Origin of the sequence: Candidatus Pelagibacter communis (assembly GCF_001180165.1) — a bacterium.
In the GTDB taxonomy this organism is placed as follows: Bacteria; Pseudomonadota; Alphaproteobacteria; order Pelagibacterales; family Pelagibacteraceae; genus Pelagibacter; species Pelagibacter ubique_P.
The window spans coordinates 34154-50894 of sequence record NZ_CVSQ01000001.1 but is presented as its reverse complement, the minus strand read 5'-3'; the positions used below and the strand labels follow the sequence as shown (position 1 = coordinate 50894).

Annotated in this window: 14 protein-coding genes; all 14 read left to right on the top strand. The window is 31.1% G+C overall.

The annotated features are described in order from the left end of the window. Nucleotide 1 precedes the first annotated feature (1 nt). Nucleotides 2–910: a tRNA (adenosine(37)-N6)-dimethylallyltransferase MiaA gene (gene miaA, locus AMN88_RS00260; protein WP_075535907.1), complete on the top strand. Its 909-nt coding sequence runs from the start codon at nt 2–4 to the stop codon at nt 908–910. 52 nt (nt 911–962) lie between these two features. Further along, nucleotides 963–2729, top strand: a complete 1767-nt coding sequence (locus tag AMN88_RS00255; protein ID WP_075535906.1) for an acetolactate synthase 3 large subunit — start codon at nt 963–965, stop codon at nt 2727–2729. Between the two features lie 5 nt (nt 2730–2734). Further along, on the top strand, nt 2735–3283 hold the full coding sequence (gene ilvN, locus AMN88_RS00250) for an acetolactate synthase small subunit (protein WP_075535905.1): 549 nt from the start codon (nt 2735–2737) through the stop codon (nt 3281–3283). 18 nt (nt 3284–3301) lie between these two features. Next, nucleotides 3302–4324: a ketol-acid reductoisomerase gene (ilvC, locus tag AMN88_RS00245; protein ID WP_075535904.1), complete on the top strand. Its 1023-nt coding sequence runs from the start codon at nt 3302–3304 to the stop codon at nt 4322–4324. Between the two features lie 82 nt (nt 4325–4406). Beyond that, the gene (locus AMN88_RS00240; protein ID WP_075535903.1) at nt 4407–5969 is read left to right on the top strand and encodes an ABC transporter substrate-binding protein; all 1563 of its coding nucleotides are present in this window, start codon (nt 4407–4409) and stop codon (nt 5967–5969) included. 62 nt (nt 5970–6031) lie between these two features. After that, entirely contained in the window at nt 6032–7015 is a 984-nt protein-coding gene (locus AMN88_RS00235; protein WP_256997758.1) for an ABC transporter permease, read from the top strand. Then, complete coding sequence (locus tag AMN88_RS00230; protein ID WP_075535902.1) at nt 7008–7937, top strand: ABC transporter permease; 930 nt, start codon at nt 7008–7010, stop codon at nt 7935–7937. The genes AMN88_RS00235 and AMN88_RS00230 overlap by 8 nt, the downstream gene beginning before the upstream one ends. Beyond that, complete coding sequence (locus AMN88_RS00225) at nt 7934–9616, top strand: dipeptide ABC transporter ATP-binding protein (protein ID WP_082254598.1); 1683 nt, start codon at nt 7934–7936, stop codon at nt 9614–9616. Before AMN88_RS00230 ends, AMN88_RS00225 begins: the two co-directional genes overlap by 4 nt. A gap of 102 nt (nt 9617–9718) precedes the next feature. After that, nucleotides 9719–11290 carry a 2-isopropylmalate synthase gene (locus tag AMN88_RS00220; protein ID WP_075504548.1) on the top strand — a complete coding sequence of 524 codons (1572 nt, stop codon included), beginning with the start codon at nt 9719–9721 and terminating at the stop codon, nt 11288–11290. Beyond that, nucleotides 11290–12324, top strand: a complete 1035-nt coding sequence (locus AMN88_RS00215; protein WP_075504547.1) for a rod shape-determining protein — start codon at nt 11290–11292, stop codon at nt 12322–12324. The genes AMN88_RS00220 and AMN88_RS00215 overlap by 1 nt, the downstream gene beginning before the upstream one ends. 5 nt (nt 12325–12329) lie before the next feature. Next, entirely contained in the window at nt 12330–13178 is an 849-nt protein-coding gene (gene mreC / locus AMN88_RS00210; protein WP_075535900.1) for a rod shape-determining protein MreC, read from the top strand. Next, complete coding sequence (mreD, locus tag AMN88_RS00205) at nt 13178–13696, top strand: rod shape-determining protein MreD (protein WP_075535899.1); 519 nt, start codon at nt 13178–13180, stop codon at nt 13694–13696. Before mreC ends, mreD begins: the two co-directional genes overlap by 1 nt. Next, nucleotides 13689–15611 (top strand): penicillin-binding protein 2, encoded by a 1923-nt coding sequence (mrdA, locus tag AMN88_RS00200; protein ID WP_075535898.1) that lies wholly within the window; start codon nt 13689–13691, stop codon nt 15609–15611. Before mreD ends, mrdA begins: the two co-directional genes overlap by 8 nt. Beyond that, nucleotides 15612–16736 carry a rod shape-determining protein RodA gene (gene rodA, locus AMN88_RS00195; RefSeq protein WP_075535897.1) on the top strand — a complete coding sequence of 375 codons (1125 nt, stop codon included), beginning with the start codon at nt 15612–15614 and terminating at the stop codon, nt 16734–16736. Nucleotides 16737–16741: the final 5 nt, after the last annotated feature.

Below are 16741 nucleotides of genomic sequence, written 5' to 3'. Positions count from 1 at the left end.
CATGGATTTAAAATCCAAGATCATATTAATCTCAGGTCCAACAGCTTCAGGTAAATCAAGTTTTGCAATTAAGTTTGCAAAAAAAGTTAATGGAGAGATTATTAATGCAGACAGTATGCAGGTATACAAGCAGCTTAAAATTTTATCGGCTAGACCAGATCCAAAAAAATACCAGAAAATAAAACATCATTTGTATGGTTTTCATAATGTTACAAAAAACTTCTCAACAGGTGATTGGCTAAACTTAGTAATTAAAAAAATTAGGGAAGTTCAAAAAAGAAAAAAAACCCCAATTCTTGTTGGAGGTACAGGTTTGTACTTTAAAGCTTTAACTGATGGTTTAGTTAAAATACCAAATATCTCATTAAAATTAAGAACTCAAATTAGAGATTTACAAAAAAAACTGGGACAAAAGAAGTTTTATGAAAAATTATTAAAATTAGATCCATCCTCAAAAGGAAAAATAAACCCTACAGACTCTCAAAGATCTATCAGAGCCTATGAAGTAAAAAAGTTTACAAGAAAATCTCTACATGAGTGGTTTAAAAACACAAAATCAAACTTCGTGGAAGATGATTTCTTTAAAGTTTACATTGATTATCCTAGACAAGAACTAATTGAGCGTATCAATTTAAGAACAAGGGAGATGATAGAAAATGGAGCAATAAAAGAAGTACAAGATTTCGTAAAGCTAAGGGTTAAAAAAGATAAAACTGCCAATAAGGCTATTGGAGTTAATGAAATTAGAGAATATTTAAAAAAACAAAAAGATTTGAATGATACTAAAGAAAAAATAGCCATAAAAACTAGACAATACGCCAAAAGACAAAGCACTTGGGCTAGAGGTAATATGATGAGCTGGATGAAACTTAAGCCTCAGGACATAAATAAATTTTTGAAAAAAATTTAAAATTTTCATTCTTAAACTTGACCAATGAGCACAACTTCAGCTAGATTGCCTAATGCCAAAATTATTAACTGGAGCAGAAATTGTATTTAAGTGTCTTGAAGACCAAAAGGTAGAACATATCTTTGGTTATCCAGGTGGAGCAGTGCTACCGATTTATGATGAATTAAAAAATCATCCTTCTATAAAACATATTTTAGTTAGACACGAGCAAGGTGCTGGTCACGCGGCTGAAGGTTATGCTAGATCATCAGGAAAACCAGGTGTAGTTTTAGTTACATCAGGCCCTGGAGCCACTAATGTAGTTACAGCATTAACCGATGCGTATATGGACTCTGTGCCATTGGTTTGTATTTCTGGTCAGGTTCCAACGCATTTAATTGGAACAGATGCTTTTCAGGAATGTGACACCACGGGAATCACAAGACCTTGCACGAAACATAATTGGCTAGTTAAAGATATTAATGATCTTTCAAAAGTTATTCATGAAGCATTTAGAGTTGCAACAACAGGGAGACCTGGACCAGTTTTAATTGATATTCCAAAAGATATTCAGTTTGCAAAAACAAAATACAAAAAACTAAACAAAGAAAAAAAATTAAATGGAAAATCTCACAATAAATTTTCTCAAGATCAAATCGATCAATTAGTAAATTTATTAAGTAAATCTAAAAAACCAATTATTTATAGTGGCGGAGGAGTAATTAACTCAGGTCCAAAAGCAAGTCAGGCTCTAAGAGAATTTGTTGAGCTCACTGGTTTTCCTATAACTTCTACACTCCAAGGATTAGGTGCTTACCCTGGAGATGATAATCAATTTTTAGGAATGCTTGGTATGCACGGTACTTACGAAGCAAATAATGCCATGCATGACTGTGATCTTTTAATTAACATTGGCGCAAGATTTGATGATCGTATTACTGGAAAAATTGATGAGTTTTCACCAAATTCAAAAAAGGTTCATATTGATATAGATCCATCATCAATTAATAAAATTATCAAAGTAGATCTTGCAATAGTTGGAGACGTTACGAGTGTTATCAGTAAAATTAATAAGACAATTGCTAAAAGAAAAAATGGTCATAGCAAATCAAATAAATCAAATATAGCTAAGTGGTGGGAACAAATTGAAAAATGGAGAGAAAAAAATTCTCTTAATTTCGTAAATAGTAATGAAAGTATAAAGCCTCAACATGCCGTTCAAAGACTTTATGAATTAACTAAGAACAAAGATACTTATGTCACTACCGAGGTTGGGCAACATCAAATGTGGGCTGCTCAACATTATAAATTTAATAAACCAAACAGATGGATGACATCAGGTGGTTTAGGAACCATGGGGTATGGATTACCAGCAGCAGTTGGGGTTCAAATTGCTCATCCTGAAAAATTAGTAGTTGATATTGCTGGAGAAGCTTCAGTTTTAATGACTATGCAAGAAATGTCTACGGCAGTTCAATACAATCTTCCTATAAAAATATTTATTTTAAATAATCAATATATGGGAATGGTAAGACAATGGCAGGAATTACTGCATGAAAAAAATTATTCTGAGAGTTATTCCGAAGCATTACCTGATTTTATGAAAATGGCAGAGGCATATGGTTGCAAGGGAATTAAAGCAGACAATCCAGATGAGCTTGATGATAAAATTCAAGAAATGATTGATTATGATGGACCAGTTATATTTGATTGTCATGTAGATCCTAACGAGAATTGCTTCCCAATGATTCCATCTGGAAAACCTCATAACCAAATGATCTTAGGTCCAAATGATCAAGAGGAAAATAAAATCAAAGGAAAAGGCAAAGCCTTAGTATAATCAAAATGCCGAAATCAAAATCAGCTTATAGCATTCCTACAAAGAAACAAAAATCAGACACATATATATTTGTTGTTTGGGTAGATAATGAAGCTGGAGTTCTTGCAAGAGTAGTCGGTTTATTTTCTGGTCGAGGTTATAACATCGAGTCGTTAGCTGTTGCTGAGGTTGATGCAGTTAAAAATATTTCAAGAATAACAATTGTTACTACTGGAACGCCTCAAGTAATTGAACAAATAAGACTTCAGTTAACTAAATTAGTGCCTGTTCATAAAGTTGCTGAGTTTAAAAGAGAAGACAAAGACGTAATATTTAAGGAAATGGCTTTATTTAAAGTAGTAGGCAAAAGAAATAAAATAGAAAAATGCTTAAATGCTTGTAAAAAATTTAATCCCGTAATATTAGATGAAACAAAATCTTCAGCAGTAATTCAAATAACTGCTCTTAGAAGAGAGATTGATGTAATGAATAAAAAATTAAAGCCTTTGGGACTTATAAGTACTTCGAGAACAGGGGCAGTAGCTATGACGAGAGGTGCTAAAATATTTAATTAATTTAATAGGAGAGAAGATATGAAGATGTTTTATGAAAAAGATGCGGATGTAAACCTGATTAAGAGTAAAAAAGTTGCTATTTTTGGTTATGGAAGCCAAGGACACGCTCATGCATTAAACCTAAAAGATAGTGGAGTAAAAGAAATCGTTGTGGCATTAAGAGAAGGTTCATCAAGTGCAGCTAAAGCAGAGTCAAAAGGATTAAAAGTAATGAATTTATCTGATGCTGCAGAGTGGGCTGATGTAGTAATGATACTTACACCAGATGAACTACAAGCAGAAATTTATAAAAATCATATTGAACAAAGAGCAAGAGAGGGAACAAGTATTGCTTTTGCTCATGGTTTAAATGTTCATTACGATTTAATTAAAGCTAGAAAAGATCTAGATGTTTTTATGGTTGCGCCCAAAGGACCTGGTCACTTAGTTAGAAGTGAATATGAAAAAGGAGGTGGAGTGCCTTGTTTATTTGCTGTTCATCAAGATGGTTCAGGAAAGGCAAGAGACTTAGCTTTATCTTATGCTTCGGCAGTTGGTGGAGGAAGATCAGGAATTATTGAAACTACATTCAAAGACGAAGTTGAAACAGATTTATTTGGTGAACAAACAGTACTTTGTGGAGGTTTGGTTGAGCTAATTAAAAATGGCTATGAAACTTTAGTTGAAGCTGGATATGAACCAGAGATGGCATACTTTGAAACAGTTCATGAAGTTAAATTGATTGTTGATTTAATTTATGAAGGTGGAATTGCGAACATGAATTATTCTATTTCGAATACTGCTGAATATGGCGAATATCAATCTGGACCTAGAGTAGTGAATAAAGAAGAGACCAAAAAAAGAATGAAAGAAGTTTTGGCTGAAATTCAATCTGGAAAATTCACTAAAGAATGGATGGAGGAATGCAAAAATGGTCAAAAAAACTTCCTTGCTACAAGAGCTAAATTAGCCGAGCATCCTGTTGAAAAAGTAGGTGCAGAACTAAGAGCTATGATGCCTTGGATAGGTAAGAAAAAATTAGTTGATAGCGATAAAAGTTAAATTTTATCAGTAAATTATTGCTACTATAATTCAATTATTTCACTTATACTTTTTTAAATAAATTTTAAAAACGAGGGGAATAATGAAGACTAAAAATATAGTAAGAATACTATTGTCATTAGTTCTAGTATTCGGATTTTCTTCAGCATGGGCAAAAACTATTAAATGGTCTATGCAAGGAGACAGTCTAACACTAGATCCACATGCACAAAATGAGGGTCCAACTACACAAGTATCTAGACAAGTTTATGAAGCTCTAGTTCAAAGAGGTTTGGACATGAAAATAGGACCTGCTTTAGCAACAAAATGGAAAGCTACAGATCCAAATACTTGGATATTTACTTTAAGAGAAGATGCTAAATTTTCAGATGGTTCAGGAATGACATCAGCTGATGTTGTTTTCAGTATATTAAGAGCAAAACAAAGAACATCTGACTTTAAAGAATATATCAGCACCATTTCTAATGTTGAGGCAGTTGGGGATTATGCTGTTAAAATAACAACGAGCAAACCAAACCCTATTCTTTTAAACCAGCTATCAAACATTTTTATAATGTCTAAAGCATGGTCAGAAAAAAACTTTGCAATGTCACCACAAAACTGGGATGCAGGACAAGAAACATTTTCAGCTACTAATGCATTAGGAACTGGTCCTTTTAAAATTACTTTAAGAGAGCCAAATACTAAAACAGTGTTTAAAAGAAATAAACACTGGTGGGGTGAAATGAAGGATAAAAAAGTAACTCAAATCGAATTAATGCCTATTAAAAATGCAGCGACTAGAGTTGCGGCTTTATTATCTGGTGAGATTGATTTAGTTACTGATGCTCCTGTTCAAGACTTAAAAAGAATCGGATCTTCTTCAGGCCACAAGGTTGAAAGTACAGCTCAAATGAGAACAATTTTCTTAGGTATGGATCAAGCAGCTGACAAATTAAGAACTGGTAATACAGGTGATAATCCATTTAAGAAAAAAGCAGTAAGACAAGCTCTTTATCAAGCAATTGATATTGAAGCGATCAAGAAAAAAGTTATGAGGGGTTTAAGTGAACCAGCAGGAATTATAACTTTCCCAGGTGTAAATGGATATACAGCTGATCTTGATAAAAGATTACCTTACGATGTTAATGCTGCAAAAAAACTTTTAGCTGATGCAGGTTATCCTAATGGTTTTGATGTTGAACTTAGATGTCCTAACGACAGATATGTAAACGATGAAGCAATTTGTACTGCTGTTGTTGGTATGTTAGGTAAAATTGGAGTTAATGTTAACTTATTCGCTCAAACTAAAAGTAAACACTTCAAAGAGCTTAAAGATGATCAAGGTGATTTCTATATGCTAGGATGGGGTGTTCCAACTTTAGATAGTCACTATGTTTTCCATTATTTATATGAAACTGGTGCTAGCTGGAACAAAGTTAACTTTAGTAACGCTGATGTTGATGCTGCAATTAGAGTTATGGAAGGTGAAGTTGATTTAGATAAAAGAAATGCTGCAATTGCAAAAGCTTGGAAAATTGTAAAAGATGATATTTCTTATCTTCCTTTACATCACCAAGTAATTTCTTGGGCATCTAAAAGCAATGTTAATGTTCCTATCAGACCGAATAACGAACCGTTATTTAGAACTGCTAGTTTTAACTAATTAAAAATTATTACAAGCCCTTTAAAAAATTTAAAGGGCTTGTATATTTAAACCTTCACAAATTGATAAAATATTTTTTTAAAAGGCTGTTTCAATCTGCTTTGGTGATGTTGGTTGTCGCCTTTGTTTCTTTCTCTTTATTTAATTTTGTTGGAGATCCAATCAATAACATGGTTGGAGAAGAGACTTCTGATGAGGAAAGAGCAGAATTAAGAGAAACATTAGGTTTAATGGATCCAATTCATGTACAGTTTTCAAGATTTATAGTTAATGCTTCTAAGGGTGAGTTTGGAATTTCATATCAATTAAGAAGACCTGTTTCAGAATTAATAGTTGAAAGATTGCCTGCAACTATTGAACTTGTGGTTATTTCAGCACTAATTGCACTTGTAAGTGGTACATTATTGGGAGTTTATACAGGTATAAATCGAAAAGGTTTTTTAAGTGATTTTGTCTTAGCCGTCTCCTTGCTTGGAGTTTCACTCCCCACATTTGTAATTGGTATATTATTTATATATCTGTTTGCGGTAATATTAGGAATTTTACCCTCTTTTGGGAGAGGAGAAGTTGTTGATTTAGGTTTTTGGACTACAGGTTTTTTAACAGTTTCAGGACTGAAAGCAATCATACTTCCTTCAGTAACGTTAAGCCTTTTCCAAATGACTTATATCATCAGACTTGTACGAGCAGAGATGATGGAAATATTACAAACAGATTATATTAAATTTGCACGTGCTCGAGGTATTAGTGAAAATAGTATTAAATATAAACATGCTCTAAAAAATGGATTGATACCTGTAATAACTATAGCAGGAATAAATATTGGAACTTTAATTGCGTTTTCAATTATTACTGAAACTGTTTTTCAATGGCCTGGTATGGGTTTCTTATTTATTCAAGCTGTACAATTCGTCGATATACCAATCATGTCAGCTTATTTAGTTTTTATAGCTTTTGTTTTTGTAATGATAAATTTTATAGTTGATATTCTTTATTATCTAATTGATCCAAGAATAAGAGTTAAAGGAGATACAGCAAGTGGATAACAAATCTTTAAGTACTTGGGAAAGAGTAAAAGATAGTGATATTTATCATAGCTTTATTAAATCTCCTACTGCAATTGTATCATCTACTATTTTATTTATAATTTTTTTCTGCTCTTTTTTTGTTGAGCTGATAACACCTTACAATCCTTTTGATCCATCTTCTCTCTCACTGATGGATGCATTCACACCACCATCATGGACAGAAGATGGTCTTGCTAAATTTATTTTAGGTACTGATGGACAAGGAAGAGATATGCTATCAACAATTTTGTATGGATGCAGGATTTCTTTAATTGTAGGTTTTTCTGCGATAATTTTTAGTTTAATCCTTGGAGTTGGATTGGGATTAACGGCTGGATTTTTTGGGGGAAAATATGAAATGATAGTAATGAGGTTAACCGATGTTCAGTTAACAGTACCAAGTATTTTGATGGCATTGTTAGTAGATGGGATAGCAAGAGGATTAATCTCAAGAGAAATGCATGATGAAATGGCAATTTATGTTTTAATATTTGCTATTGGAATTTCAGAGTGGCCACAATTTGCAAGAGTTTCAAGAGCAGCAACTTTGGTCGAAAAAAATAAAGACTATGTTTCAGCATCAACAATAATCGGGGTTTCAAATATAATTATTATGTTTAAACATATTTTACCAAATATTTTAAGGCCGGTTTTAGTAATTGGAACTATTGGTTTAGCTCTTGCTATCTTAGCTGAGTCTACTTTAAGTTTTTTAGGAGTTGGCGTGCCTCCAACAACACCTTCTTTAGGGACATTGATACGACTTGGTAATGACTTTTTATTTTCAGGAGAGTGGTGGATAACTTTTTTTCCAGCAATTTTCTTAGTTATTTTAGCATTTTCAATTAATTTATTAGGGGATTGGATGAGAGATACTTTAAATCCAAAATTAAAAAAATGACATTTTTAAAAATAAATAATCTTAGTGTTGATTATCAAATGAGAAAAGAAACAGTTAACGCTGCTAAGAATGTAAATATTGAGGTTAACAAAGGAGAAATTTTAGGATTAGTAGGAGAATCCGGATCAGGAAAAAGTACTGTAGGAAACGCTATTATAAATTTAATTGATGAACCTGGTAAGGTTTCTAGTGGCTCAGTTATTTTAGGCGATCTTAATATTCATGAAAATTCTGAAAGCATTGTAAAATATAGAGGAAATAAAATTGGATTGATATTTCAAGATCCTCAAACTTCACTTAACCCAATTCTTACTGTGGGTGAACAGTTAATTGAAACAATTCAAACTCATCTTAAATTAAGTAAAGAGGAAGCAAAAAATAAATCTATAAATCTATTGAAAGAGGTTGGCATAAAAGATGCAGAAACAAGATTTGATAATTATCCTCATCAATTCTCAGGTGGAATGAGACAGCGAGTAGTAATTTCTTTAGCTCTATGTTGTGAACCAGAATTGTTAATTGCGGATGAGCCAACAACAGCATTAGATGTATCAATTCAGTCTCAGATTTTAGAACTTATTAAAAAATTAACAAAAGAAAGAAATCTTGCAGTTATCTTAATTACTCATGACATGGGAGTTATAGCTGAAACAGCAGATCGTGTAGCAGTTATGAAAAGTGGTAATTTAGTTGAAATCGGTGAAACTAAAAAAATATTAACCAACCCACAGGAAAATTATACCAAAAGTTTAGTGAGCTCAGTTCCGCCAACTAACAAAAAAATTTCAAGATTTGTAATAGTTGAAAAAGAAAATAATGATAATAAAGAAAATAATATTAAGATATTAAATAGATGGTCAAAGAAAGAAATTGTAAACCAAGATTTAGTAGAAGTAAAAAATCTTAATAAAAGTTTTGATGATAATTTTTTTACAGAAAATTCTAAAAATTCTGTGATGGCTGTTAATGATGTTTCATTTGAAATAAAAGAAGGCGAATCTTTTGGCTTAGTGGGAGAAAGTGGGAGTGGGAAATCTACAATAGCTAAAATGATTGTAAATTTATTCAAACCTACTTCCGGTGATATTTTCTTTGACAATGTTTGTATAACAAAAATTAAACATAGATCTGAATTAATGAAATTTAGAAAGCAAATTCAAATGATATTTCAAGATCCCTATTCTTCACTAAATGGGAGATTAAAAGTAAAAGATATAATTGCAGAACCAATTAAACTTCATAACCCATCAATATCAAATACAGATTTGAATAATTACATTTATGATTTACTAGAGTCTGTAGAATTAACTCAAAAATCTGCAGATCGATATCCACATGAATTTTCAGGAGGACAGAGACAGAGAATATCAATTGCAAGAGCTCTTGCCACACAACCAAGACTTTTAGTTTGTGATGAACCTACTTCTGCTTTGGACGTAAGTATCCAGGCGCAAATATTAAATTTACTTAAAGATCTTCAAGAACAATTAAATTTAACAATTTTGTTTATAAGTCATGACCTACCTGTTGTTAGACAAATGTGCGATAGAATTGGTGTCTTAAAAGATGGCAAATTATGTGAAGTTTCAAACACTGAAGATTTATTTTTAAAACCCAACCACGAATACACAAGAGAACTTTTACGATTAATGCCTAAAATTGAGTCTATTTATAATTAATTTTTCGTAAGCCTAAAATGGTCCATTAAAAATGATTATTTAACTAATTATTTTGCAATCTCTCTCATAGATTGTATTATAGATTTTCTAAAAATTTTAGTTATGAGCAATAAAGATAGAGTCTTTATATTTGATACTACTATGCGTGATGGTGAGCAATCGCCAGGCGCATCTATGAGTTTAGAAGAAAAAATTCAAATCGCCAGAGTATTTGATGAATTAGGTATTGATATTATCGAAGCAGGTTTTCCAATAGCTTCACCAGGAGATTTTGAAGCTGTTTCAGAAGTAAGTAAAATTCTAAAAAATTCTATTCCCGCAGGACTTTCAAGACATTCAGTAAAAGATATTGATAGAGCTTATGAAGCTTTAAAACATGCACCAAGATTTAGAATACATACATTTATTTCTACAAGTCCATTACACATGAAGCATAAATTAAATATGTCTCCAGAAGATGTTTATGAATCAATTGGAAAACATGTTGCTTATGCAAGAAAGTTTACTGATGACGTTGAGTGGTCTTGTGAAGATGGAACAAGGACTGATATGGATTACATGTGCAAAACTGTAGAGCTTGCAATTAAAAATGGAGCTACAACAATTAATATTCCTGATACAGTTGGTTATACAATCCCATCTGAGTTTACTACAATTATAGAAACTTTATTAAATAAAGTTCCAAATATCGATAAAGCAATTTTATCAACTCATTGTCATAATGATTTAGGTTTAGCAGTAGCTAACTCATTAGCTGGAGTTCAAGCTGGTGCAAGACAAATTGAATGTACAATAAATGGTTTAGGAGAAAGAGCTGGAAATGCTGCACTTGAAGAAGTTGTAATGGCAATTAAAACAAGACCTGATTTAATGCCTTATGAAACTGGAATAAATACTACTCTTTTAAGTAAAGCTTCTAAAATTGTTTCAAATGCAACTGGGTTTCCTGTTCAATATAATAAAGCAATAGTTGGAAAAAATGCTTTTGCACATGAAGCAGGAATACATCAAGATGGAATGTTAAAAAATAGACAAACTTACGAAATAATGACACCTGAAAGTGTAGGAGTTAAACAAACTTCTTTAGTAATGGGTAAGCATTCAGGCAGACATGCATTTAAAGATAAAATGAATAGTTTAGGTTACCCTGATCTTACGGATGATGTTGTAAGTAATGCATTTGCAAAATTTAAAGTTTTAGCTGATAAGAAAAAGCATGTTTATGATGAGGATATTATTGCTTTAGTAGATGATAGTTTAATAACTGATAATAAAGTTAGTGCTATTAGTTTAAAATCATTAAAAGTTTTTGCCGGAACAGGCGAACCACAAAGAGCAGAAATGACTTTAGATGTTTATGGAGATGTAAAACAAGCTTCAGAAACTGGTGATGGACCAGTTGATGCAATATTTAAATGTATAAAAACTTTGTATCCTCATGATGTTAACTTGCAACTTTATCAAGTTCATGCTGTTACAGAAGGTACAGATGCACAAGCGACTGTTAGTGTAAAAATTGAGGAGAAAGGTAAAACAACTGTAGGTCAGGCAGCTGATACAGATACTTTAGTTGCATCAGCAAATGCTTACATAAATGCATTAAATAAAATGATAATCAAACGAGATAAAACAGCTCCTATGGAGCAAGAAAGTCAGAAAGTAAGAGGGATATAATGGGGTTATTTAGCAGTGTTAAAAAAATATGGAGCCAAGATATGGCAATTGATCTTGGAACAGCAAATACACTTGTAGTTTTAAAGGGTCAAGGTGTAGTTCTTAATGAGCCATCAGTGGTAGCGATAGTTGATCAAGGTGGAAAGAAAAATGTATTAGCTGTTGGAGATGAAGCGAAAACAATGCTTGGAAGAACTCCTGGTAACATTAGTGCAATTAGACCTTTAAGAGATGGTGTTATCGCAGATTTTATAGTCACCGAAGAAATGATCAAACATTTTATTAAAAAAGTTCACAAAGGAAGTACATTTGCTAACCCTAGAATTTTAATTTGTGTGCCAACTGGTTCAACACCAGTTGAAAGAAAAGCAATTCAAGATAGTGCTCTAGCAGCAGGTGCAAGAAGAGTTCAGTTAATTGAAGAACCAATTGCAGCAGCTATTGGAGCAAATCTTCCAATTTCTGAAGCAACTGGTTCAATGATTGTAGATATTGGCGGGGGTACAAGTGAAATCGCAGTCATGTCTTTAGGTGGATTAGTTTACTCTAAATCTTTAAGAGTTGCAGGTGACTCAATGGATACAGCAATCGTAGATTATATGAGAAAAGAATATAATTTATTAATTGGCGATACTACTGCTGAAAAAATAAAAAAAGAAATGGGAACAGCTGTACCAACGGGAACAAATACTTATCCAGTTAAAGGAAGAGATTTAAGATCGGGTACTCCAAAGGAAGTTAATATTACAGAGGAAGATACTGCTGAAGCGCTAAACGATATTATGAAACAAATGGTTGGTGCAATTAAAGATGCGCTGGAAAATACTCCACCTGAGTTATCAGCTGATTTAGTTGATATGGGTTTAACTTTAACAGGTGGTGGTGCTTTGTTAAAAAATATCGATAAAAGGTTTTCTAAAGAAACAGGTTTACCAGTTCATATAGCAGATGATCCATTATCTTGTGTTGCTGTCGGTACAGGTAAAGCTTTGGATCAAGAAGAAACTTTTTCTACTATGTTATCTGAATATTAGGAAAAATGGCTACTGGCAGAGATGATTTTGTAATTGCCATTAGGTCAGCTTTCTTAAAAAAAAAAGATAAACAAAAATTTTCTTTACTAACTTTAATTATTTTATCAATTTTTGTAATTGTTCTAAGTAATTTTAATTTTAAAGCAATACAATTTGTTAAATTAGGAATTAATGAAGTAATTTATAGATCATCTCATATTGCATCAATCCCGGAAAATAAATTAAAAGAAATTACTTCAAAATTCAAATCACATATGGACTTATATGAAAGTCATCAGAAAGATTTAATTAAAATAGAAAATTCTGATCAACTTAAAATACAAAATGAGTTTTTAACTGCAGAAAATAAAAAGCTTAGAGAGTTACTTGATGAAAGTATAAATTCTGAAGAAATTTTTGCCAGAGTTTTAATTGATAAAGACAGCCCATATTTAAAATCAGTAGTATTAAATAAAGGTACAAAAGATAAAGTAAAAATTGGAATGGCAGTTATTGATGATGTTTATCTAGTTGGCCAGATAATTGAGGTAAATTATACTAATTCAAGGGCATTACTATTGTCTGACCTTAATAGCAAAATACCATCTGTTCTAGAGCCAGATGACATACAAGCTGTAATTTCTGGTACAGGAAGTGATTTTGGAAAAATTGAACATACTCAAGAAGAATTTAGAGAAGATTTTAAAAATAAAGAAATTTTTGCTTACACCTCAGGTCTTGGTGGTTTATTTAAACCTGGTATACCAATTGGAAAAATTAACAGCATATCAGAAGGAAAAATTAATTTTTTTTCTGATTTTACACAACTCAACTATGTAAAAATAGTTTCTTATAAAATAGGTGGAGAAGAATAATGTCATCACTTAATAAAAGTCCTTTTTTAAAAATATTCTTATCCTACGTACCATTTATAATGTTATTTTTTTCTGTATTTAATGAATTTGATTTTAATTACTTAAAACTTGATTATTTTTCTTTTAATTTTGTTCATCTATTAATTTTCTTTTGGACTTTGAGAAATCCTGATCAATTAGGTTATCTAGCAATTTTTTTTGCAGGGATAATTAATGATGTTGTGATAGGTATACCAATAGGAATTAGTAGTTTTTGTTACCTTATTCTTTGCTCAGTAACAGCTTATATTAGAAACATTACTTTATCCCCAAACTTTATGAAGGACTGGATATCATTATTATTCACAATTTTATTAATAAATTCAATTCAAGTAATTATTTTGGATTTAGTCTTTTTAATTAAAGTTGATTACACTAATTATTTGATTAACTCAGGTTTTACTTTTTTATTTTATCCAATATTTTTTTTATTTTTTAATTTTTTAAACGAAAGAATTTCATATCAAATAAATGATTAAATCTAATTCAGGAATAAGAAAAACAGATGTAATTAATAGAAGGATGTTCATAATCGGAGCAGCAAAAGTAGTAGTTTTTGTTGGTATCATTGCTCGTTTATTTTCTCTTCAAATAAACGAAAATAAAAAATATTTAACACTTTCAGACAAAAATAGAATTAGAGAATGGAAACTCCCTCCTACAAGGGGAAATATTGTTGATTATTTTGGAAATGTAATTGCAGGGAATTTAAAAGTTTATCAATTACATATAATTCCAGAGCAAGTTGAGAATTTTAATTATCTACTAGTTAGATTGAAAAATCTTTTAAATCTAAGTGACAAAAGAATTGCAAGAATAAATAAATTAAAAGCAGAGCTAAAACCGTGGGACAGTATTATTGTTTCTGAAAACTTAAGCTGGAGTCAATTTGTAAAAATTAATAATTATTTATACGATCTTGTTGGTGTTAAACCAGTAATGACAATTTCCAGAAACTATCCATTTAATGATGTGTACACACATGTTCTTGGATATGTGAGTCAGCCAAACGAACAAGAAATTTTAGAAAATGAAATTATCCAAGAAAGATTTGTACCTGGGATGAAAATTGGAAAACTGGGCTTAGAGAAAAGACTTGAAAATCATTTAATTGGAACAAATGCTATTCAAAGATATGAAGTAAATGCTTACGGTAAAAGAATTAATCAACTCGAGCATCAAAAAGGTAAGCAAGGATCAAAAATACGTTTAACTGTAGATACAGAAATACAAAAAGCTTGTGGAGAATTATTAAATGAAAAAGCAGGATCTATAAGTGTAATGGATATCTATACTGGAGATATAATAGCAATGTATTCATCTCCATCTTATAATCCAAATTTATTTTTATTCGGAATAAGTCAAGATGAGTGGCAATTAATTAGAAATAATCCATTAAAACCACTAATAAACAAAACTCTTTCGGGTCTATACTCACCAGGTTCAACAATAAAACCTATCGTTGCGCTCTCTGCTTTAGAAAACAAAGTAATAGATACAAAGTTTAAAGTAAAATGCACAGGAAAAATGGAGTTATATGGACAAACATTTCACTGTTGGAAGGAAAAGGGACATGGTTGGGTTAGTCTGAAAAATGCAATGAAACAATCTTGTGATACATATTTTTATGAGGTTGCTAGGTTATTAGGTGTTGATAGATTAAACATTACAGCTGAAAAGTTTGGCTTAGGTAAAAAAGTTCTCGGAGATTATTTTGATAATGAAAAAAAAGGATTATTTCCAAATACAAAATGGAAAAAAAACAATCTTGGTAAAGGCTGGGTATTAGGAGAGACCTTAATAACAGGTATTGGACAAGGTTATATACAATCAACTCCTTTACAACTTTGCATGATGACTGCACAAATTGCAAATGGAGGATATGCAATAAAACCAAAAATAATTGTGGACAGTAATCCAATTTCTTACGAAGATGCAAAACAATCAATGGAAAGTGGGTTATTATTTGATACCGACTCTGAGGAATTGTTAGACAAAAAGTTATTTAAGAACCAAAAAAATATTAAGATTGTTCAAGAGGCCATGTTTTCTTCGACAAATGAGAGATTTGGAACCTCTTATAAATCAAGAATTGATGACCCTAAATATCAATTTGCAGGAAAAACTGGAACAGCTCAGGTCAAGAGAATTAGTAAAAGAGAGAGGGAATTAGATTTAGAATTAGAGCAAATACCATACAAAGATAGAGATCATGCGTTATATGTTGCTTATGGTCCCTATATAAATCCAAGATATGCATTAAGTATAATTGTAGAGCATGGTGGTTCGGGAAGTAAGGCGGCAGCACCAATTGCAAAAAAATTATTTAAATTAATCATCGATAGACATGATTTAAGAAATAAACAATCAAATTTTGAAAGGATCACTGTTTAAATGTTTCAACACGATAGATTGAGTAATGAGATTACATTATTTCAAAAAATAAAAAACTTAGACTATATATTGTTGATTTCTATCATCCTTCTTTCTGTATTAAGTGTTTTTGTTATGTATTCTACAGATGGAGGTGAAATACTTTTTCATACTAAAAATCATTTTGTAAAACTTGTAGTTTTTTTTCCTTTAATGATTTTTGTGGCTTTATTTAATATAAAGTTTTGGCATAATTTTTCTTATATAATCTATTTTATAGTAATACTTTTATTAATTTATGTTTCATTTTTTGGATTAAAGTCTTCTGGTTCACAAAGATGGATGGACCTTTATTTATTTGTTTTGCAACCTTCAGAACTTATGAAAGTAGCAATCATAATGTGTCTTGCAAAATATTTTCATAGAATAAAAATAGAAAATGTTAATTCATTTACCAGTATAACTGTTGTGTTATCGATTATAATAATTCCAATAATTTTTGTAATTTCTCAACCTGATCTTGGCACTTCAATATTAATTGCTTTAAGTGGATTAATTATTTTGTGGTTAGGAGGGATGAAAATTAAATATTTTATATATTCATTTATTACTTTCTTAATTTCGCTCCCATTTATAATCTCATTTCTTAAACCATATCAAAAACTAAGAATATTAACTTTTTTAGATCCAGATAGAGATCCATTGGGTGCTGGATATCAAATTATACAGTCAAAAATAGCTATTGGCTCAGGTGGCCTTAATGGAAAAGGTTTTTTAAAAGGAACTCAGAGCTACTTAGATTTTTTACCTGAAAAACATACAGATTTTATATTTACTTTATTTTCAGAAGAGTTTGGTTTTATAGGCTCAGTTGGTCTATTAATATTATACTCAATAATAATTTTTAGAATTGTAAGAATAGGAGCAATTTCGAGAAGTAATTTTGCTAGACTCTTTTGTTTTGGTTATGCTTTTGCGATATTTATTTATATTGTTGTAAACTTATCTATGGTTTTGGGTCTACTACCTATAGTTGGCTCTCCATTACCTATCATGTCGTATGGAGGTTCTTCAATGTTGGCTACAATGATTGGCTTTGGTATAGTTTTGAGTGCTAAAATCAATCATAAACAAATGATTGCATAATTTGT